Annotated in this window: 18 protein-coding genes; 2 read left to right on the plus strand and 16 right to left on the minus strand. The window is 44.3% G+C overall.

Annotated features, from left to right (window positions below; translation table 11 throughout):
- Positions 1–16: 16 nt before the first annotated feature.
- The 5 genes from RRF56_RS14425 to egtB form a co-directional block, all read right to left on the minus strand.
- A complete protein-coding gene (locus RRF56_RS14425) occupies positions 17–280 on the minus strand; it encodes a Txe/YoeB family addiction module toxin (protein WP_317033864.1) in 264 nt (87 codons plus the stop codon).
- On the minus strand, positions 273–527 hold the full coding sequence (locus RRF56_RS14430; RefSeq protein WP_317033865.1) for a type II toxin-antitoxin system prevent-host-death family antitoxin: 255 nt from the start codon (positions 525–527) through the stop codon (positions 273–275). The genes RRF56_RS14425 and RRF56_RS14430 overlap by 8 nt, the downstream gene beginning before the upstream one ends.
- Before the next feature lie 188 nt (positions 528–715).
- The gene (gene menB / locus RRF56_RS14435) at positions 716–1,549 is read right to left on the minus strand and encodes a 1,4-dihydroxy-2-naphthoyl-CoA synthase (RefSeq protein WP_317033866.1); all 834 of its coding nucleotides are present in this window, start codon (positions 1,547–1,549) and stop codon (positions 716–718) included.
- 63 nt (positions 1,550–1,612) lie between these two features.
- Positions 1,613–2,584 (minus strand): L-histidine N(alpha)-methyltransferase, encoded by a 972-nt coding sequence (gene egtD, locus RRF56_RS14440; RefSeq protein ID WP_317033867.1) that lies wholly within the window; start codon positions 2,582–2,584, stop codon positions 1,613–1,615.
- 150 nt (positions 2,585–2,734) lie between these two features.
- Positions 2,735–4,018 (minus strand): ergothioneine biosynthesis protein EgtB, encoded by a 1,284-nt coding sequence (gene egtB / locus RRF56_RS14445; protein ID WP_317033868.1) that lies wholly within the window; start codon positions 4,016–4,018, stop codon positions 2,735–2,737.
- 416 nt (positions 4,019–4,434) lie between these two features.
- Here egtB and RRF56_RS14450 point away from each other — a divergent pair, with 416 nt between their 5' ends.
- Both RRF56_RS14450 and mutY read left to right on the plus strand, forming a co-directional pair.
- The gene (locus tag RRF56_RS14450; RefSeq protein WP_317033869.1) at positions 4,435–4,782 is read left to right on the plus strand and encodes a DUF760 domain-containing protein; all 348 of its coding nucleotides are present in this window, start codon (positions 4,435–4,437) and stop codon (positions 4,780–4,782) included.
- A 183-nt stretch (positions 4,783–4,965) separates the two neighbouring features.
- Positions 4,966–6,057 (plus strand): A/G-specific adenine glycosylase, encoded by a 1,092-nt coding sequence (mutY, locus tag RRF56_RS14455; protein ID WP_410510610.1) that lies wholly within the window; start codon positions 4,966–4,968, stop codon positions 6,055–6,057.
- A gap of 673 nt (positions 6,058–6,730) precedes the next feature.
- On the opposite strand, the gene RRF56_RS14460 is transcribed toward mutY, so the two are convergent.
- The 11 genes from RRF56_RS14460 to pssD all read right to left on the minus strand — a co-directional run bounded on the left by RRF56_RS14460 (position 6,731) and on the right by pssD (position 20,948).
- A complete protein-coding gene (locus RRF56_RS14460; protein WP_317033871.1) occupies positions 6,731–7,819 on the minus strand; it encodes an acyltransferase family protein in 1,089 nt (362 codons plus the stop codon).
- A 359-nt stretch (positions 7,820–8,178) separates the two neighbouring features.
- Positions 8,179–9,258 carry an SLBB domain-containing protein gene (locus RRF56_RS14465; protein WP_317033872.1) on the minus strand — a complete coding sequence of 360 codons (1,080 nt, stop codon included), beginning with the start codon at positions 9,256–9,258 and terminating at the stop codon, positions 8,179–8,181.
- 53 nt (positions 9,259–9,311) lie between these two features.
- Positions 9,312–10,787 (minus strand): lipopolysaccharide biosynthesis protein, encoded by a 1,476-nt coding sequence (locus RRF56_RS14470; protein WP_317033873.1) that lies wholly within the window; start codon positions 10,785–10,787, stop codon positions 9,312–9,314.
- 17 nt (positions 10,788–10,804) lie between these two features.
- Positions 10,805–12,007, minus strand: coding sequence for a glycosyltransferase family 4 protein (locus RRF56_RS14475; protein ID WP_317033874.1), 1,203 nt, complete (start codon positions 12,005–12,007; stop codon positions 10,805–10,807).
- 9 nt (positions 12,008–12,016) lie between these two features.
- The gene (locus RRF56_RS14480) at positions 12,017–13,117 is read right to left on the minus strand and encodes a glycosyltransferase family 4 protein (RefSeq protein ID WP_317033875.1); all 1,101 of its coding nucleotides are present in this window, start codon (positions 13,115–13,117) and stop codon (positions 12,017–12,019) included.
- A 105-nt stretch (positions 13,118–13,222) separates the two neighbouring features.
- Positions 13,223–14,368, minus strand: coding sequence for a glycosyltransferase family 4 protein (locus RRF56_RS14485; RefSeq protein WP_317033876.1), 1,146 nt, complete (start codon positions 14,366–14,368; stop codon positions 13,223–13,225).
- 44 nt (positions 14,369–14,412) lie between these two features.
- Positions 14,413–15,060, minus strand: coding sequence for a hypothetical protein (locus tag RRF56_RS14490; RefSeq protein WP_317033877.1), 648 nt, complete (start codon positions 15,058–15,060; stop codon positions 14,413–14,415).
- Between the two features lie 102 nt (positions 15,061–15,162).
- Complete coding sequence (locus RRF56_RS14495) at positions 15,163–16,530, minus strand: O-antigen ligase family protein (RefSeq protein ID WP_317033878.1); 1,368 nt, start codon at positions 16,528–16,530, stop codon at positions 15,163–15,165.
- The gene (locus RRF56_RS14500) at positions 16,527–18,557 is read right to left on the minus strand and encodes an exopolysaccharide transport family protein (RefSeq protein WP_317033879.1); all 2,031 of its coding nucleotides are present in this window, start codon (positions 18,555–18,557) and stop codon (positions 16,527–16,529) included. The genes RRF56_RS14495 and RRF56_RS14500 overlap by 4 nt, the downstream gene beginning before the upstream one ends.
- A 1,025-nt stretch (positions 18,558–19,582) precedes the next feature.
- Entirely contained in the window at positions 19,583–20,209 is a 627-nt protein-coding gene (locus RRF56_RS14505; RefSeq protein ID WP_317033880.1) for a glycosyltransferase, read from the minus strand.
- A gap of 286 nt (positions 20,210–20,495) precedes the next feature.
- Positions 20,496–20,948, minus strand: a complete 453-nt coding sequence (pssD, locus tag RRF56_RS14510; protein ID WP_317033881.1) for a PssD/Cps14F family polysaccharide biosynthesis glycosyltransferase — start codon at positions 20,946–20,948, stop codon at positions 20,496–20,498.
- Positions 20,949–21,585: the final 637 nt, after the last annotated feature.

The raw sequence follows: 21,585 nt of genomic DNA on the forward strand, positions 1-21,585 counted from the left end.
TTGGCTTGGCAGACGACTAGTAATGGTAACGACAGGAAATAATAGTCAAATAGCGATCATCTATAGCGTAGACGAGCCGATGGGTATCGTCGATGCGGCGCGACCAAAAACCGGATAGGTTTTCTTTTAGAGGTTCTGGTTTGCCAATGCCTTCAAAGGGAAGCGTTTTGGTCGCCTGAATCAGCGAATTAATTCTCTTTAGGGTCTTTTTATCCTGAGTTTGCCAATAGAGGTAATCTTTCCAAGCAGCATCAGTCCAGGCTAGCTGGCGGTCACTCATCGAGCAAGTCTCGCTCCGTGGTTTGGCCCTGGCGGTACTGGGCGATCGACTCTTCTAAATGGGCCACATTCGCGGGAGACTTGAGCAAATAGACGGTCTCTAGCAGGCTATTGAAGTAGTCTAGCGACATCACCACGGCATCCTCCGCATCTCGCCGGGTGATGACGGTGTAGTCGGCATCGTTGACCACCTGGTCAAGAATGGCTTTTAGCTTATTTCTGGCTTCGCTGAAGGTAACGACTCGCATGGAAACCTGTCCGCTCATTTGTACAAGTGTAGCTCGATTCTCGTTCCGAGACCCTGTATGAATGGAATGGTGAAGAGGTGAAGGGTGGGTGGTTGTCCACTTCTCCACCTCTTCACTCTCCCACTCATTCACCCTTCACTCTTCACTCTTCACTCTTCACCCATCCACCCTCCCACCCCTTTACTCCCCTACGGCAGCCAGGGATATTGGCGAAAATCAGGCTCCCGCTTCTCCAAAAACGCCTGCCTGCCCTCGGAGCCTTCTTCGGTCATGTAGTAGAGCAGGGTGGCGTTGCCAGCCAGCTCTTGCAGCCCCGCCTGGCCGTCGCAGTCGGCGTTGAAGGCGGCTTTGAGGCAGCGAATGGCGATCGGGCTTTTTTGCAGAATTTCCTGCGCCCACTGTACGCCTTCGGCTTCGAGCTGGTCTACGGGCACCACACAGTTCACCATGCCCATATCGAGGGCCTCCTGGGCGCTGTACTGGCGGCACAGGTACCAGATTTCGCGGGCTTTCTTTTGCCCCACCATGCGAGATAGGTAGCTGGCCCCAAAACCGCCGTCAAAGCTCCCCACCTTGGGGCCAGTTTGGCCAAAAATGGCGTTATCGGCGGCGATCGTGAGGTCGCACACCACGTGCAGCACGTGGCCACCCCCGATCGCATAGCCCGCCACCAGGGCAATCACCACCTTGGGCATCGAGCGAATCAGCCGCTGCAAATCCAGCACATTTAGCCGGGGCACACCGCCCTCATCCACATAGCCGCCGTGGCCACGCACGCTCTGGTCGCCGCCTGAGCAAAAGGCGTATTTGCCATCGGTGTGGGGGCCAGCCCCGGTCAGCAGCACCACGCCAATGCGGCTGTCTTCGCGGGCGTTAGAAAAGGCTTCGTACAGCTCGACGATGGTTTTGGGACGAAAGGCATTGCGCTTGTGGGGCCGATTGATGGTGATTTTGGCGATGCCATCGGCCTTCTGGTAAATGATGTCTTCGTAGGGTTTTACGTCTTGCCAGTCAACCTGCATAGGGGGCGAGTCCAGATAACACTGGTGTCTAGCCTCTCATAATTGGGGGATAGGTACTCGGTGTCACATCTGCTTCAGGTGGTGGAGGCTAAAGAGCTGATGCCGATCGATCCACACCTGCACGGGCTGGAATCCAGCCTCCATCGCCAGCAGCTGAAACTCATCGACGGTGTATTTGTAAGAGCACTCGGTGCGCAGGGTTTCACCCGCTTTAAACCCAATTTCTGTATCGCCTAGGTGCACGGTTTGGTCGCAGAGGCTGGCGATCGCCATCTCGATCCGCCCTTTGGCCTCGTTGTAGTGCGCCCGATACTCAAACTGGCTCAGGTCAAAGTTGGCCCCCAGCTCTCGATTGATTCTCACCAATACATTCAAGGCAAAGGCGGCAGAAATGCCCTGGGTATCGTCGTAGGCCGGTTCGAGAATAATCGGCGATTTTTTTAGGTCTACCCCTACGATCAAATCTCCTAGCACCGCCACGGTTTTGAGAAAAGCAATTGCCTCAGCGGGTTCTAAGTTGCCAATCGAGGAGCCCGGAAAGAAGCCAATGGTGGGGCGGTTTCGCAGCTCAGGAATACTCTCAATGGGTAGGGGTTGAGTGTAGTCGGCACAGACGGCGATCGCATCTAACCCATCAAAATCGGCCATCAGCGCCGCGCAGGCCTCTTGCAGGTGCTGGCGCGATATATCGACCCCCACGTAGGTCGCCACCTGGGGCGCAGCGTCTAGCAAAATGCGAATCTTTTGGCTACTGCCACTGCCCAGCTCAACTAAGCTGCGATCGCCCAAAGCCGCCGCAATGTCCTTCGCATTAGCCCGCAAAATGTCCATCTCGGTGCGGGTGAGGTAATACTCCGGCAGTTGGCAGATGGCATCAAATAGCTCAGACCCTCGCTTGTCGTAGAGAAACTGGGGCGAGAGCATTTTCTGCGGCAAACTTAGCCCCCGCAGCACCGCGCTGCGAAAGTCTTCTACCGGCGGGTGAAAGTCGTAGAGCTTGACGGGGGAGGGTTTGATGGGGGAGGGGGAGGGCATGGAGAGGGGAAGAGTGAATGAATGGGAGAGTGAAGAGTGAAGGGTGAAGAGTGAAGGGTGAAGAGTGAATGAATGGGAGGGTGAAGAGTGAAGGGTGAAGAGGTGGGGAAATAGGCAATTATCCATTCACCCATCTACCCATCCACCCCTTCACCCCTTCGCTAGTCGCAGGCCGCTAAATTGCCAGCGGGCGCTGGGCGGAAAGAAATTGCGATAACTAGGACGAATATGGCCCGGTGGCGTGACGCAGGAACCGCCTCGCAGCACCATTTGGTTGCACATAAACTTGCCGTTGTATTCTCCCACGGCACCGGGGGCGGGGCGAAAGCGAGGATAGGGAAGGTAGGCGCTCTGGGTCCATTCCCAGGTGTCGCCGTAGAGCTGTTGAAGCTGACGGTTGCCGCTAGCAGGCTGAGGATGCAGATGATCGGTGGTGAGCAGGTTGCCTTCCACCGGCAGGCGAGCAGTGGCCACTTCCCACTCGGCTTCGGTGGGTAGACGGCAGCCCCGCCACTGGGCATAGGCATCGGCCTCAAAGTAGCTGAGGTGAGCTACAGGCTCTAGCAGATTGACCGGCTGCAAACCGCCCAGGGTAAACATCCACCACTGGCCGTCGCGCTGCTCCCAGTAGAGCGGGGCCTGCCAGCCTTCACTCTGCACCATGGCCCAGCCCTCAGCCAGCCAGTGAGCAGCGGTTTGATAGCCCTTGTCAGCCATAAACTCTAGATAGTCGCCATTAGTGACTAGGCGGTTGGCCAAAGCAAAGTCTTGCAAATACACCGGGTGAGCCGGGCCTTCGTTATCAAAGGCAAAGTCAGTGGTTTGGTGACCGATTGTATAGAGACCACCGGCAAAGCCCACAAACTCCAGCGGTGTAGGGCAAGCGCATTTGACCACGGCGACGTCTTGGCGATAGGCGGGGCGCAGGGGGTTAATGGCCAGGTTGTACTTTAGATCGGTGAGCAACAGTTCTTGGTGCTGCTGCTCATGGTGCAGACCGAGGGCCGTCAACTCTGCCACGGCGGGATGGTCGGCCTGGCGGCTCAGCAGCTTGGCCATCGCTTCATCGACGTGGGCGCGGTATTGGTAGATGTCGGCTACTGTGGGCCGCGACAGTAGACCGCGTTGGGGCCGGGGATGGCGATCGCCCACCGATTCGTAGTAGGAGTTGAACAGATAGCCATAGCTGGGGTGAAACTCCAAGTAAGTCTCTAGGTATGGGCGCAGCAGAAAGGTCTCAAAGAACCAGGTAGTATGGGCCAAATGCCATTTGGGCGGGCTAACATCGGCCATGCTCTGCACGCCATAGTCTTCAATTTCTAAAGGCTGACAGAGAGCCGCACTGAGTTGGCGCACAGACCAATAACGGTTGATTAGAGCCGCATTCGCCAGATCGGCATCTGAAGCCGGGGCCGCTGCAGAAGAAAGAGTCATTTTGGGGATTTTGGGGACATTAATGGCAATTGTGGCAGAAATTACTGTGGCAAGGTGATGGTTGCCTTAAGGTGACTAAGCCCTAGCTCAGCGATCTCTTACATAGCTTGATAGTTAACTTCACCCCCAACATCTATCCACAGATGAGCTTCTCGGGCGATGGGGCAGGCTAAACAGCGGGGCAGAACCCCTCCATTTGCAGTACGGTTCTACCTACCCAGCGACCCAGCCTAGACTGTTAACTTAATCACATGGGTTTCAGGAATGACCGATCACTGCGATGAAGACAATAAATATAGTGATCTAGATATAAGTAGTGAGGTTACGCCTTAGTCAGGGCACACTAACAGCATCCAGCTCAATCTGATAAACCCAGGCGATCGCACCAACACTGCCAGCCAAGCGAGGTATCCATTGTGAGCAACTCTTCCGGTAAAGCCCAAGACCTATTTAATGGCTTCAAAAGCTCTGAGCAAGTTAACTCTCTCATGCAGTACGTTCACAGCATGAGCCCCGAGACCATTACTCAGTTGTCTAACCCCACCTCTACAGAAGTCCAGCAGATGATGGAACACAACATCATCGGCCTGCTCGGCGGCCTGCCCTCCCAGCACTTCGACGTAGAAATCACCACCAACCGAGAAAACCTAGGTCGTCTGCTGGCCTCTGCTATGATGAGCGGGTATTTTCTACGGGGTGCCGAACAGCGCATGGCCTTCGAGCACTCGCTGATGTCGGTCGACTCAGTCGCTGACCCTGAGTAGTCAAGCCTTCCTCATCGAGCCTGAGTGAGCGATCTTTCCCCCCTTTCCTCCGCTAACCTCGACCGCTGTGATACCGCACGCGATGTCGCAGGTGCTTATACAACGAGGGTTCTAAACCAGCACCCGTTTTCCCCCAATCCGGCCCAGGCGCATCAGCCCTGGCCGGATTTTCCTGTTGAGGCCCTGCGGGTAGCCCTGCTCACCTGGTATACCGCCTGGGGCCGCACCTTGCCCTGGCGCAACATTGACGACCCCTACGCCATCTGGATCTCTGAGATCATGCTCCAGCAGACCCAGGTGAAGACGGTGCTGCCCTACTACCGGCAGTGGCTCAAGCAGTTTCCCACGGTAGAAGACCTAGCCGCCGCCGACCAACAAACTGTGCTCAAAGCTTGGGAAGGGCTGGGTTATTACGCCCGTGCTCGCAATTTGCACCAGGCTGCCCAGCAGATTGTGGCCGACTACCAGGGCCAAATTCCCCAAGACTTTGAGGCCATCACGATGCTGCGGGGCATTGGCAAAACCACGGCGGGGGGCATTCTTAGCTCGGCCTTTAACCTGCCCCACGCCATTCTTGATGGCAATGTCAAGCGGGTGCTGGCTCGGCTGGTAGCGCTACCGGTGCCTCCTGCCAAGGCGCTGAACGACCTCTGGCAACTCTCAGAACAGTTGCTCGACCCTCGGCACCCCCGCGACTTTAACCAGGCGCTGATGGATTTAGGCGCGACCCTATGTACAAGGCGCAATCCTCAGTGCGATCGCTGCCCTTGGCAGACCCACTGCCAAGCCTATAATCGCAATATTCAATCGGAGTTGCCCATGTCAGACACCAAAGGCCCCTTGCCCCACAAGCAGATCGGCGTCGCCGTGATCTGGAACGAGCAAGACCAGATTTTGATCGATCGCCGCAAGCAAGAAGGACTGTTGGGCGGCCTGTGGGAGTTCCCTGGCGGCAAACTTGAGCCGGGCGAAACGATCGAAGCCTGTATCGCACGGGAAATTCAAGAAGAACTGGGGATGGAAATTGCGGTAGGCGATCGCCTCTGCACCGTCACCCACGCCTATTCGCACTTTAAGGTCACTCTCAACGTGCACCACTGCACCCACCTAAGCGGCGATCCCCAAGCGATCGAATGCGACGAGGTGCGCTGGGTCACCCTCGACACCATCGAAGAATTTCCTTTCCCCAAAGCAAATATTCACATCATCAATGCCCTACGTGCCTATGCGGCGGGGAAAACACCGGTAGATGTGGTTGAAAGTATTGCTGAATAAACTGCCGGTTGCTCAGGTGATCGCCATGGCACAAATCAGTTATTCAGCAAGCATCAATACGCAGTCATGAAACCTGCAAGAATCAAGGGCTTTGAAGAGCATCTCATCCCTAAACTTGTACCGATCCCCCATAAGATGAGACAGAATAAGAAGTAGTAATTTAAAGCTTAAATGATGGCTCGTCCGCGAGTTTTTTCGGGTATATGGGGTGGCGGAGCCGCTCTCAAGCTCGCATCTATGTTAGGGATCTCCTCACTTAAGCGGGGCGTGTTTTCAGCACCTTATCAATGCGGCATCGGACACCCTGGTAGTGAGATAGCGATGATGTAGATAGATCAGGCACAAGCTCATCGAGCCAAGAGGCTGATTTGGCAGGAGAATCTGATCCCTATCTTTCAACCACCTTACATTCCCAAATCCAATCCAGTTGAGTGATTCTGGCAGCATCTAAAGACACCGCTTAAGGGAAAGTGTTTCAAGACCTTGGACCAGTTGCGGAAGCAACTCTGGGACAGGATTGAGTTTTTGAGTGCCGAGGCCATCGATTCCTTGACGGGCTATGACTTTATCTTTAAGCTTTATTCTACACAGCTTGGATATAAAATTGGCAGTAAAGCTCACTATACTTATCGCCAGAGTGACGTGCTCCCAGCACCAACCCCAGTTTTTCCATTCAACAAACTAGCATTTTAAGGCCAATTTTTTCTAGCAAAATTGAAATTTTTAGAGAGACAAAAAACAAAAAGATCCAGCCTAAAATTTTGACAATCAGTATTTCCGCAAAGCTAAATTCAGCATTATAAAACCACTGACTGCCTAATGAAAGAAAAACCTGACTGAGAATTCCATTAATACAGAATATCCCTAAACTGTACTTCGAAAATAGTAGTGTAATTTCCCCTAGATTAGTCCCTAGCTGCTGATATGTTACTGAGGCAAAACACAAGAAAAATATAGGGATGCTAAGCAGACAGGATGTCATCAAGTATTCTAATGGAGGGATAGAGCCATTAGTAAGAATGCTGAGCTGAGTATACTCTGCGACCAAGAGAATAGTCAATCCTCCCAACATAAAAGCTTTTACTTTCCAAGATAAGCATCTAGACTGGGATACTAGCCAAGATAAATTTTTATGACAGAAAATTCCTAAGGGAATATAAGCAAACCAATAGAACAGCAGTGGACGTCTTAATAATTTAAGCAGAGTTATTATATCCATCCAACAAGAGCTAGATAGAGCCAACTTAATTCCCAGAAAGATAACGATCTGAGCAGCAATAAGAATAGCCAATACAATCGGCTTCTTGAACTGACCTCTGAAACAGAAATATAGCAGAGTCAACTGGAGCACAATCAACAAATAGTATCCACCAGTAAAAATTTCCCCGGTTAGTATTTGGTATATTAACGTTGACATTGGATTTCCTACTAACAGCTTCAGAATAATAGCAATTGAGAACCAGGTAATACATGGGATTGTCAGGCGAGACAATCGTTTCTTTAGGCTATTCCAGGTTTCAACATTAGGTTTACTGTCAAAACTAAGCTCAGACAGGAGAAAATTAATGGCCAAAAACATAGGAACACAAAATCTGAGTGGAGCGAAAAGAATTTCAAGTATAAGGAAAGAGTCGGAATAGGTAGAGGCAGGGACAAAAACAGAATGATACGATACAGCTGAAACAATACTAATTGCTTTTATAAAATCTAGGAAGAAAATTTGTTTTGACTCATTTGTTTTGAGTTTAATAGCATCATTCATGAGAAAATTAATATTTTTGATTTTCGTTTAGTTCAAAGATAATAACATTAAAAGCTGACCTAAAAGATACATTCATTTGAAGTGGATTATGATCAAGATAATTTGCTAGTTTTAGCTATCACTTAATTCTCCTTCTATTATAATAACTATGTCTACAACCAGAAAATTATCTAGCGATCACTCTATTTTCATCAATGGGCCACTTGGCTTAATCATCCCCCTTCTGAAGCTATTGACTACTTCCAAGATTCAAGTTGGCGGCTATTGAATAATAACTACTTACATGGCCAATCACTCACTAGAAGCTGGCAGTTATCCTCACTGAAATAGGGAGGATAATAGGCAGGAGGCACGTAAGCTTAAAAGCCATCGAGAATCCTCAAAATGCCTGACACGGGAGATAAAATAGTTCCGACGATATCCGAGACTAGCGACAAACCAGAGCGACTCACTATAACCGTGTCGTAGTTCCGTAAAGCTGGGTTCAAACTATCTTCAATGTTGCGGCTAAAGTCAATGTCAATATTCCGCTGGGATACGGTGCCGTTAGCATTAAGCCGAATCAAATCAACGGCATTTTGATTGGCGCGATTACTAAAACCACCGGCGGCGAGGATTGCCTGATTTAGCGGTGTGTTTGGCGGAATCTCCACTATGCCTGGATTGGCAACCTCACCAACCACATATACAGTCATCACACTTGGGGCAAAGCTAGCGGAGGCCAAGGCCCTCGCGTCCTCTGCCTCTAGGGTCAACGCCTCTGGAATGATAACCTTATCCCCGTCTTGCAGAACGATATCTTGGCTCAAATTGCCATCCTGCAGCAGTTCCCATAGATTTATCACAATTGTTTGGTCTGAACCAGTTGCTCCGTATCCAGAACGAACCACCTGAATATCACGAATATTCGCAGATTGGGTAATACCTCCTGCAAGTTGAATAGCTTTTGTAACCGTTATTCTCTCTGCCTGGCTGCCCTCTGGAGTAACTGTATAGGAGCCAGGACGTTTGACTTCACCGGCAATCGCAATTTGCACCGAACGGGCTTGCAACAAAATGAGCGTAATGGTAGGCCTTCGAAAAAAACGACTATAGCGCTGAGTAATGTTTGCAGATGCTTCTTCTAGGCTCATCCCAGCCACTTCAACTGTGCCAAGGAGGGGCAAGCTCAAAGTGCCATCAGATAAAACTTGATACTCCTGGCTATACTCTGGCACATTAAAAACCTCTAACCGTAAGCGATCGCCTGATCCTAAGGTATATCGATTGGGGACTATTAAAGCAGGCAACAGCGATGGCAATGTATTGACGGTGGACAGAGGGAGCGTATCAGGAGGCGATTGTGCTAGTCCCGGCACAATACAGCCTCCGGCGCAGATCGTGGCTAGTACAGTCAGCGCAGCAATTGAGGATTGAGGGCAGTGGCGGGAAAGCAGCATTGGCATCCGAAGTAAACAGTAGATTAAGAGCAGCCAATAATGAGGATTGAAATCTAACGAGGATTTAAAGGCTTAGCCTCTGGCGGCTCGGTCTTGAATAGCTGTCGGACTAAACTAATAAGCATCTGAGGAATGCGCCCTGCTGACCCTACAGATAGAACGAATCCGTAAATTAGCAACAGTACAGCGGGCTGAAGTGCTAGCTTGTAAGGCGAATTGTCAGGTAGAAGAGTGGCTCCCCAGAGAGCGACCGCAGCAGATCCTGTGGGTAAAATCACCGGCTTGGCTAGGAGTAGAAAAGGGCATGCCATAACTCGGCTGGTGGCTAGCCAAAACCAAATCGAAGCACCGATTCCCATAACGCCTGCGGCAGCGATCGCAACCCCCATAATTCCCAGCCACCTAGCACCGATTAGAAAAGCCGGAACAGCGGCAGGTACTAATACCCAATTAATAGCGGCGTTAATCTGGGGCTTATTTAGAGCATTGAGAGTCGTTCCCAGAATAGACATAAAGCCTCTGGAATAGGCAAATATCAGAATGACCTGAAATAAGGGAACTACAGCAGTCCACTCAGACCCATATAGCCGTGGAATCAACCAGGGAGCTATCACAAACCCCACTCCATATATTGGGGCAGACAATAGAGCGCATAGTTCCAGCATTTTGCACACATAACGCTGCTGGCCAATAGTATCTCGCTGGGAAATAACGGCAAGGTTCACTCGGTTAATTTGAGACAGCGCAAAAGCAGGCAGCATAGCCAGTTGGTAGGCCATGCTATAAAAACCTAAGGCTTGCGCACCCAGCAATCGACCTACGATCAGGTTATCGCCATTAGTATTGGCATAGACAGCCAGGTTAATGCCTACCAGACTGCTAATATAGCTGCGCACATTGCGCACGGCTTCCGGGTCGGGCCGCAGGTAGTAGCGAAACGGATATCGACTAAACCAACGCTTCAGCCCCGCATCTACGATCGCCCTGGCCACTTCTGCAATGGCAAAAGACCAAACCCCAAACCCCATTGAGGCGCAAACGACAGCGCCTCCCATACGGGCGAGCCCCGCGCCGCTATCTGCGATCGCCAGTTCACGAAACTGCATCCGGCGAGAAAGAACAGCACCATGAGATCCGGCTCCTGCCCCGACCAGAAAAATAAGAGCGGTGATGGCTGTTAGAGGCCAAACAATGGGCTCATTAAAGAACTGAGCTAAAGGATAACCCAACAAACTCTGGGCTACAAACATGATCACTGAAATCGTGATTCCCAAACTGTAGACAGCATCCGCTAATGGCTTATTATCTAGACCTCGCTGCACTAAAACTTGGGCAATTGCACTATCTTTAAACAGCTCTGCAAGGGTTGTTATCACCATCACCATGCCCCAGACACCAAACATCTCTGGGGTAAGAATACGAGCCAGAAAAATTTGTGAGATCAGCTGTAGAGCCTTTGAAAAACCATAGCTAATAGTTAGCCAAAGGCTACTTTTTGCAACTGACTGGACAGTATTAGATGATGTCATAAACCCTTTGCAGCCCCTTATGCAGAAATAACAGATGGGTATAGTGCCTGGTAAGACGGTTGGCGCTTTGCAAACGCCTGCCCTGTTTTTCCAAGACGCTCTCGCAAATCTGCGTCAGCACAAAGCTGGCTTAAAGCATCTAACAGATCAGTAGGTGAAGTAGGCTCGACAAGAAGACCATTTTGCAAATGGTGCACTGCATCGACAACGCCACCAACCCGTGATGCAATCACAGGTTTACCAAAGAAGCCAGCTTCAACATAAACAATTCCAAAGCCTTCAATACTGGCAGCCGTCGCATCAAAAAACGTGAGCATGGCAAATACATCACAGGCCGCGTAATAGTTACCCAGTTCCACATCGGGAACATAGCCGGCAAAATGAACCCTCGATCCCATCCCCAACTGCTGCGCAAGTTCTTGCAGCTCTCCTTCCATCGCACCACGACCACAAACTAAATAGTGAACATCCAAGCCTTTATCTACCAACGCAGGAAGTTGTGCAATCATACGATCAAAGCCCTTGCGCTTGACTAGACGCCCAACTGACAAAATTAAAATCGCATGATCTGGTATGTTGCATTGATAACGAACTGCCTTCACTGATACTGGATCAGGATATTCACCAAAAGAAAGGCCAAACTTTTCAGGTCTAACGCCAGGATTAATCACCTGAACAGGAGTCAGGAATAAAAAATTACTAGTTAAATATTCTTTAGTAAAAGAGCTATTGCAAACAATACAACTAGCTCGCTTCAGAGTCAAACTAAAAACAGATTTTAAGAGAGAATTTTTTAGTGGACAAAGCAAATCATTGCCGTGCAGATAGACGATGTATTTAATAGGTAATAAATAGCCAAGAATCAACAAGGACAGAAAGTCATACCCATGCCCCCACTCAAGATATTGATACCGATGTTTTTGGTAAAGTTTGATGCTAATCACAAACGACCAAAATAAGCAAATAAACTGTTTAATTAAACCCCCAAACAGAATCTTTTTCAAGATTTTAGGATTGGGCCAACGGTAGACAAGAAATGGCTGTAATCGATCAAATTCATCAGCCCCTGGGCAATTTGCTGCTAGTACAACAATACGATCAGGATCTTGCAGGCAGCGATTGTATACATATTCCTCAATCCCTCCCTCCATAGGAAGAAAAGTACGAGAAACCATGAGAACATCTATTTTCATGTTGTCAAAAGTACTGATTAATGACATGCTAAAGCCCTAGCAACTTTCATTCAAGCAAGATTTAACTAGTTTCGTGAATTTAGAACATGTTTCTTCCCAGCGATAACTGGTTTTGACAAATTCAAAGCCTCGGCTTCCCATATTTTTTCCTATATTGGGATTTTCAGTAAGGATTTTGAGAGCCCTAGCAAGCTCTTGAATGTTGCCAGGAGAAACAAGCAATCCATTTTCATTATGTTTAACTAGTTCAGGCATAGCAGATACATTAGTAGTGATAATGGGCAATTTGTAATACATTGCTTCAATCAGAACAATTCCGAATGTTTCCTTAAAGGAAGGAAGAACAAATATACTTGAGGCCAGGTATAATTCTTTGACCAGCTGCTTGTTCCTGCCATCATGAAGAAAAACCTGCTTTTCTAATTTCAGACTTTTGATAAGTCTCTGAATTTTTATATAATAATTTCGATGTTTGCCTGGAGATCCGACGAGATGCAAGGTATACCCGCTAGGCTTAATACTCGCGTAGGCTTTGATCAGATAATCTTGCCCCTTACGAGGAATAAAATTAGCGACACAGAGTATTTTTCTGGGCTCTGAATTCCTTTCAGATTCAGAAAGTAAGTTTGAGTCTTCCTGATCCAGACCAGGGGGTAACGAATAAACAATATCTGGGCTAATTCCTAATGATATAACTTCCCTTCTTGAATATTCACTAGTTGCGACAATAACATCAGAAAAAACCAGTCTCGTTTTTTCTAAAAAACTAAAAATGTATCTTCGAAAACCGAAAGAGTCGGCACTATTATATCCATCAAAAAGATGTACAAGAGTGATTATCTTTCCACTTCCAAAAGCCTTTTTGAAGGCTTGAAGAAGCACAGTATATTTACTGTAGTAGTGATCTACAATCAAAACGGAATCACTTTTCTTAATCACAATTAGCAAAAACAAAGAAATCAGAAAATTACCTACAAAAGGCAAAAGGTTAAGTTTAAAGAAAAGCTTATATTTGTGAAGACTGACGTACTCTTGTTCAAGCCCTTGGGACGCTATATACTTAGAGACCTTGAAGTTATATAGCTCCCCACCAGTTTGAGGCGGAACAGCACCAGATAAGAAGATGATTGATTTCATGAAGACTAAGATTGGGGAATAATCAGTTGTTAATTCTCAAATATTACTCCTTCTCAAAAGTAACATTTATTCGATAAGGCATCTCTAGAAAAATCTCAAAATAATCTAGATGGGTATAGAGACTATACGTAAAATTTCGGAAGCATATTTCTCAATTCCACAGTTCTCTACAACCCATTCTCTGGCTTTTAACAAAGTATTGTGTGTTTCAAGAGAGTTTGTTACTTCGATGATTTTGTAGGCAACAAGATTAGGGCAATCAGGATTAACAGCCCAGTCTGGAGCAAAGTTCAATAATATTTCATAAATTCCTCCTGTGTTACTTCCAATAATAGGAACACCACAAGAAATAGCCTCAACTACTATTCTACCAAAAGGTTCTCTAGGAGCAAGCGTTACAACTGCACTTGCATAAGGATAAAAATTTTCTATGTCTATTTGAGAAGGCAAAATTGTTAATCTATCTGCGACTCCCCATTGTTCCGCCTGGTTTAGTAACTCTCGACTATATCTACCATCAGTTGATTGATCTGAACCAACAATCACACCATGGTAGTTATGTCCTAATCTTTTTAATTCTGCAATAACTGGAATTAATGCCCTTAAGTTTTTGTCATTAACAATACCGGGCTTGTTGAGTCGTGAGGGCGTCAACAAAATTTTTCTTTCTTTTTCTATAATTGAGACTAAAGCAGATGGAATATTCTGAGCCCCAGGCGAAAATTTATGTGTATCTACAGGCTGATAAAGAACTCCTTTGATATTAGTAATTAGCACTCGAATATGATTGGCTGTAAATTGAGAATTACAGATAGCCTTAGGGGAAAGACATGTAAAGGCTAGCTTTCGCAAAAGAAACCCTAGGTAGTTATTAGAGGCACACAAATCATGACAGAAATGATATACAGAGCGTCTGGTTAGCCTTAATCTTACAGACTCAAGAATTAACAGCGGCATTAGTTCACGATTTGTCCAATTATCTAGCAATAAAGGATCGTGCCTAGGTTGCTGGTTGATCCATTCAAACGCCTGACGCATGCATTTTATAGGCGAACTTTCATCAATCAGAACTAAGCAATCAGTTTGCCCTGTTTTTTTTAGATATTGGTGTGTTATTGAATTAGCTTGAACAATCACACAAATTCTATTCACCTGATTTAGACTTTTAAATCCCTGTATCAGTAGAGAAAGTGAAACTACAGTTCCACCTAAATACTGAAATCCTCCCGGCAATATTATTAGCTTTTTCATTTCCTTTTTTTGTTCTTATTTCAAAAATGCTGACCATAGAGACACTAATTATTTTCGTCAGAAAATATTACGTTGATGTCAAAGGTTTCTACATTAAGAACTCTCAGATAAGACAGAAGAGCGAATATAAAAACCGTTAGACCAAACATTTCTAACACCTCCTCAAGAGTTACAAGCATCTCATAAAAGAAATTCTCTTCTCCATATAAATCAGCATACATTCCATTCAACAACTCAATGCCTAATGCCCCTCCAATGTAAATAGCTCCAGAAATGAAGAACAACGTGCGGATCCGAGCTGGCAACGATAGCCAGAGCTTTAGGAAAAATAGTCCTAATAACGGAAGAATAATAAGCGCTAAGATTACCCATCCATGATAAAAGAAACCACTCGCACCTAAGCGTTCAAAGAAAGGTATGACTCGTTCGTGCAAACTTAACAATTCATCAAGAGACAAATAGAAGAATATGTAAGATAAAAACATCCAAGATTTAGAGTGTCGATCTCGAGTTTGGCGCTTTGCCCTATGTATTAGGCTCAGAAAAAATGAGCACGATAGTAACATAAAAGACGAGAAAAGAGATGGAAAATTTCCTTCTGCATCAACATTGAACTCTTCTGCAAAAGCATCTCTAAGTGGAAAGTCAGGCAAAAAGTAAACTGCAAATTGACCGATGATAGAGATGACCATAAGAAAAATTATGATGGTCACTAATGATCGTACTGTTTTCAATGGTGATAGAGAGATTTTTAAACTATTCATAGTTTCTAATTTACTTGCAGGTTTTATGGGTTAAAATTTGTTTAGCTGATAGTCGCGTTCCTGAGTAACTACGGCTATCAACATAATTGGCATGACTACTGATTCAAACGCCATCACACAAAAAGTTAGGCTGAAGATCAAAAACATCATCACACATCCAAAAGGTCTTGACTTCCGCGTTTGAATAAGCCAAGAAATTAATGATGTCCAGTATGTTAGAAATAGAACACTCCCCAAAATGCCTCGGATATACAATAAGCTGCCTAAATAAAAGCTATGAGTACCAACCATAGCAGGAGCATAACCTGGCAATACCGTTTCTCCAGGTACGACATGGCCAAAAAAAAGCTGAAAATTTGAGCTATTAAGAATAGCCTCGTATGTTCGCCTATAGATCTCTGAACGGACAGCTGTAGAATCACCTCGGAATTCGCTAGTTGACTCCGCAGTTCCAGCTAATATATTTGTGGTGACATCAGTAACAACAGGAAACATTAGAACTAAAGCGCTAGTAGTGGCAATGCAAGCGAAAAAAAGCCATGAACTTTTTGAGTTAGCTGCGCTAAGAAGAAACCATATGAATAAAGCAAAAGGTAAAACTATCCAGACTGATCTCGTCCCACTAGTAAGCAATAAAAAAAAAGTAGTTAAAAATAGTAAATATTTCCACAGCTTAGATCTTTCCTCAAGAGATAATAGGCAGATGAAAGCACTTACGAGAGCTAGAGATTCAGGACCATGAAAGAAGTAAAAATATCTTGATAAACCTGAGATAGAGCTATCTTCTGGTCGAAAAGGAATGAGATAGTTTGTATTGCCTAAGCCTGGTACGTATTGCAAAGGCTTATTAGTCAACGCTCCAAATAAACTTCGTGGAGGCAAAAAAGTAGCCTGCCGATGAATGAAGAAAATATAGGCCCAGACGGCCACCATTAATAATACCAAGAAGGAAAATGACCAAATAACAGTCCGTGGTCGAACACGAATATCTCTAGTTTTTATATACCATAAAATAAAGGCAGGGCTAAAAATAGTGTTAGCGGGTTCAATCAAGTCACGCATCCCAAGTTCAGTGCTATTATTTAATCCATGAAAAATAGTTAAAATGATATCATATAAACCATATAAAACTAAGGCTATGACAAATAGACTAGGTCTTTGAATGCGGATAGAGCCGTATCTATAAATATCATGACTAAGGATACCTAGTCCCAAAAATAGAAGTAAATAGCTCCATCCCCAAAACCACCAAAGAGGAATTAGGACGATCCCTAAGACTACTACTTTCTCTGATTGAACCAGAGCATTCCAACGCAGAAAGAAACCGTTAAAGAGGCTAATCTGCTGAGCATTATTTTGATTTTTCTGGGTAGGCAGGGCTGAGCGAGAATAGCTCATATTATCTCTACCTCACGATGGCGATAAAGATAGTTTTCCCTCCTATTTCCTATTCCATTAATGACTAGCCCTAGGACATTAGCTTGGTGTCTATTAAGCTGCTCAAGGCTATCATGAAAAGGATTGTAGTTGCTCATACTTGGCCAGGCAACAAGTAATATGTTATGGATAAACTGAGACATTAACATTGTCTCATCACCTAGGCTAGTAGGAGGCGTATCAATCAATACATAGTCATACTTTCCATGCATTTGTGCAAAGTTTAATACCTGCTCAAATCCTCCACGTGCCAAGAACTCAAAAACTCCTTGTTTATTAGGCTTGGGAACTAAAAGATCTAATCCAGAGTTAATAGAAATGGGTTGATTTTTTGAATGTTCATCTTTTTGGTTTTCATAGGATAAGATAAGCTTCAAATGAGAATTTTGGAAATCAGCATCCACGACAAGAACACGAAATCCTAAGCTCAGTAAGGCATTAGCTAAACCTATGGTAACCGTTGTTTTACCTTCCCCTTTGCTTGCACTAGTAATGATAAGTGTACGACTTTCTAGGGATGTCATACTAATCACAGAGGCAAGACGTTGAAATCCAGGATATATATTTTTACAATCATAGTTTTCCCTGGGGAGTTGGCGTAAATAAGAAATTTTACCGACAATTGGCAAACCAGTCTTTAAAACATCATTGGCTGTTAACAAAGGATTACGACTTTCTAAAAATAAGATAATTGCGGTATTTCCAAAAATAATAGTTAGTAGTGCACCGAGAGCAATGGGCTTACGGCCAGGGCCAACTGGCGTAGGACTTCCTGCCGGTTGATCAAGAACTTGAACATTAGGATAAATACTGAAAGCGTTAACTTGTGTAACTTGAACCTGAGCTGTGAGGCCGTTATAAACGCTTTCAGCAATATCGTATCGGCGTTGTAGTACAGCCAGTTGAGCTTGGGCAGAAGGCATGGCCTGTAGTTGGCGGTTTAGTTGACCAACTTGGCTTTGGAGCTGTATAACTTGTTGCTGTAAAGCATTTTTTTCACTCTCCGCTAAAATCATTCTTTCTACCAAGTTTGAGTAGCCTTGGCCAATAGAAGGATTAATTCCAGCGGTGGTTTCAGCAGCTTTGTTAATGGCTTCTTGCTGTTGTTTAAGTAATGTATCTCTCTGATCCAGTAAATACTGCACTTGCGGATGCTCATCAGTAAATTGGGCTCTTGCATCTACAATTTCAACTCCTAGCTCAGATAATCTTTCCTGAATTGCTTGGTAATCTTGATCCTCAGATAACTGCAAAGCACGGATAGCCTGATCTGGAGTTTGTCCTAAACGAGATGATAAGGAAGACACCTGAGATTTACTCGCTTCAAATTGGGCGCTCACTTCACCTTGAATTACCCTAAGAGAACTAATTGCTCCTACTAACTCTTTGGTTTGGCTATCACTATCTACTAAATTATACTTTTCTTTAAAGGAGACCAGTTCTCTTTCTGCTTCGGCTAGCGTTGACTCCGCATAAATTAGTTCTTTTTGAATAAACTCTGATCTCTGATCCGCATCACTTCTTCTCAATTGATTCAAACGTTGTTGAAATATTTCTATTAAGGTTTCAAGGCGTTGATGAGCAATTTCAGGAGTTGATGCTTCAACACTCAGCGTGATGATAGTTGAGCTATCATCAGGCTGAACATTAAATAATGATTTATACTCATCAATGCGGCCATAAAGCTCTTTTTCTGGATCTAACTCCCTAACTTTTATCAAAGAATCATTACTCAATAAAATCGAAGCTATAATTTTTCGAGAATCAACTTGCTGTGAAAAAATCAAACCATCATTTCCGCCTAAATCTCCTAATACACCCAAATTAAGATTTAAATCTGTTGGTGTACTGGGCAAAATAAGTTTTGCTTTTGCCGACCAAATATCTTCTACTGATTGAGCATTCAATCCTGCAATAACCGCAACAGCCAGATTAAAGACGGCAAGAGGCATCCAATGTCTTTTTGCAACTGCAAGAAATCGGTTCATTATATTTCCAAAAATCCACAGGAAGCATGATCTTCAGCTTAGATAACTTTAGGCAAATTGTAAGCTAAATCCATCTTTATAAATATGAAAATTTAGTAAGCGATTTGTCAAGTTTTAGTTTTGAGAAATTGCTTGTGTCTAAATTGCAAGATTCAACAATAAGTATTTGATTCGATCGGCTATAGAGAATAATTATAGCGGTTACCATTTAGATAAAGTAGAATAACAATCATTTCAAAGCAGACCATCCTACTAATGACAAACTTATTGAAATCAAGCTTTCGGTAGCTATGCACTCACAAAGTGTGTCTAAGGCCGTATTACTATTGTATTAGCCAGGGCTTTCACAAGCCTCAACTCTTCCAAATTGAGTTTAGGTCGAAGACATCCCTATGTGGATTAGATAGAATATTATCTGTTTTTTGAACACGCTACAGCAAAGTTTTAAGAATAATCTTTGATACACTAAACCACTTATCAAGCTCGCGAACCAATAACTGCTCTACAAATCAGGCATCAAGAAGATTTTTCTGTAAATCACCAAGAATAGGCTTTCGTCATATTCTCTTGAGGGGAGACTATTACTGTAATATGTGCGGTGTTTTCCCTGCATTGGGCATTTCTTACTTATTCAAGAACTGTTGTAGTATTCCTCATTGATCTAATTAGAGAATGAGCAAAATAGCGTAAACATGTAATTTTTCATACTCGCTGCCAACCAGATCGAGAGGATTCAGCACTTTGAACCTGAGAGCCATTGAAGAGTAATAGTACATAGGCATCGGTGTCTTCAGCAAAATGACGGCGCTGATTTTTTGCGTTAAATCATCGCTTCGCCGATCCCTTCTTGTCAAGGCACTCAAAGTACAGGGCCAATCTCGCAAATCAACATTAATTTGTTTTTATGGGTATTATCTTGATAGTTTTTTATCTTTTTTAGCCATCGCAGGAAGTATTACTATGATTAAGGATATACATTTTAGCAAGCCAATAACTTTGCAGTAAAATTGAAGTTATCACGCAAACTACTCCCTATCATCTAAAATATTAGGGTTAGAAACTACTTCTTGACATTTATTTAGAAATAATTTTATTTTTTTGGCTAGCAAGTAACCATCAAATTTAGTGACGCTACGATTAATACTATTTTCTCTGGCACTTAATAAGAAATCTTGAGGGTATTTTTTGTTGAGGTATTCTCCTAATTTTGGGCCGTCAAAAAGGTCTCTCTTGACTCCTACTGGTGAATTAATAATTGCATCTTGAAGATGCTCTTTAGAGTAGCACGCTATCACACCTAAATCTTCAACGGCTTCAGAAAAAAGAAGCTGATGATCATCAATATGTTCTCTATATTTAGCTAGTCTTGGCACTATTATAAAGCTCATTCCTCTAGATGAAAGATAGCGAGTTGAGCCCTGGCCAGCGTGAGAAATTACAAGTCTAGACTCATCTAGTTTTTCTTGTAGAATCTCTTTAGAAACTTTTGATACAGCCGTCACAAGTGGATGTTTTTCTATTCTTTCAATATTGCTACAGCCATACTGAAGGAATACAGGTTCTTGGATTATCCCGTCTTCTAAAGAATCAGAAACCCATTCAATTAATCGATCAAACGGAAAAGATATTGTTCCGACAGTAACGCTAATCATTCGTTCTAAATATTTTTTTGTAATTAATGTTAAATCTATAGATTTTAATAATTCCTGAACGCATAAGATACACTTCAACCGAGAGCAACCATCCTTAATGCTTGACGAGGATAATAATTTTAAAATCTCAAACTTAAGAGCTATTAAAAAAAGACACAAAAACTCTATTAAGTTTCGGTTGCCATTAAGAATAATATTACGACTGGAAGAAACCTTGAAGATTAATAGATTTAAACATCTGTCCTATACTCTGCAAGAACTACTATAAACAGGCTATTTGTGTTATTTAGCCTGTATAACCATTGAATTGGGCATGCTCATATTGTTTAGTTAGACCTTCCCATTGAACATAAAATTCATTTGATACTGGATAAACGAGCCTACCTGTGATGCTTAGCTGATGAGCCCGTGAAACACTTTCTACATAAATAAATTTTTTCCCTAAGATCTTTGCTGTATAACCAAAGTTTATAGCAATACTAGCTCCTGTTGATATCACAATATCAGGAGAATGCTGTAACACGAGTTGTACGGTCTTTGGAATATTTAAGACCAGCCTAGTTAAATCTCGGGGAGCTTGGTATGGTATCCAATGTACAACTTCTCCCATATTTAATAAAGAAGTTGTATCTCCATGCTCATGAGTAACCCAAACTCTCTCATGATTCTCCCAAAAGGATCTGAGACCCATCATGGTTGAGAAATGACCTCCAGACGTACAAGCCAGTAGCAATTTCATAATGTGGTGGATCCTAATTGAGTAACATACATCATGACTAAGTTCTAACTTCCGCCAATCTCTGGCTATCTAAGTCACACTCCGCACTTCTTTACCAAGAAACGGGATTTTTTTGGCGCTCCACTTCCACTGGAGTCATATCTGAATAGATGAGCATAATCTTGTGTGAAGCAAAATAAAAGAATTAATAGTGGCCTGAATTCCACCAACCATTAAACTCCATGGATCGCATGGATAAAACTGGCTTTTCAATATAGTTTCGCCTTCAGTCCACAGGTAACCTTTTATTCAAGTGGGACATGAACACACAGAAATTTTCCCCTTGGACACTGATTTACAACTCGAGGATCAGTACAACTTTCACTTAGAGACGGCGTATTCTGAGACTGCCTTAGTCTGTATATTCACTAAATTAACCTTAGATTAATATACGCTTAACCTCAGACTGTGTCAATACCTATCTGTCGGTAGATGTACTGTTAAAGAACACTAGTTCTCCCACCAGGATTTTGCAGAATTACGGTTCCCTCTTGCTGTCAAACTTCCTGGGTTAGCTGATGAAATCCTTGTTGCCATAGGGCTTTGGCAACAGGGCGACTTACTGTTTAGCAGCAATCCAAAGCTTTGTAATTATTGA

It is taken from the genome of Nodosilinea sp. E11 (genome assembly GCF_032813545.1).
Taxonomy (GTDB): Bacteria; Cyanobacteriota; Cyanobacteriia; order Phormidesmidales; family Phormidesmidaceae; genus Nodosilinea.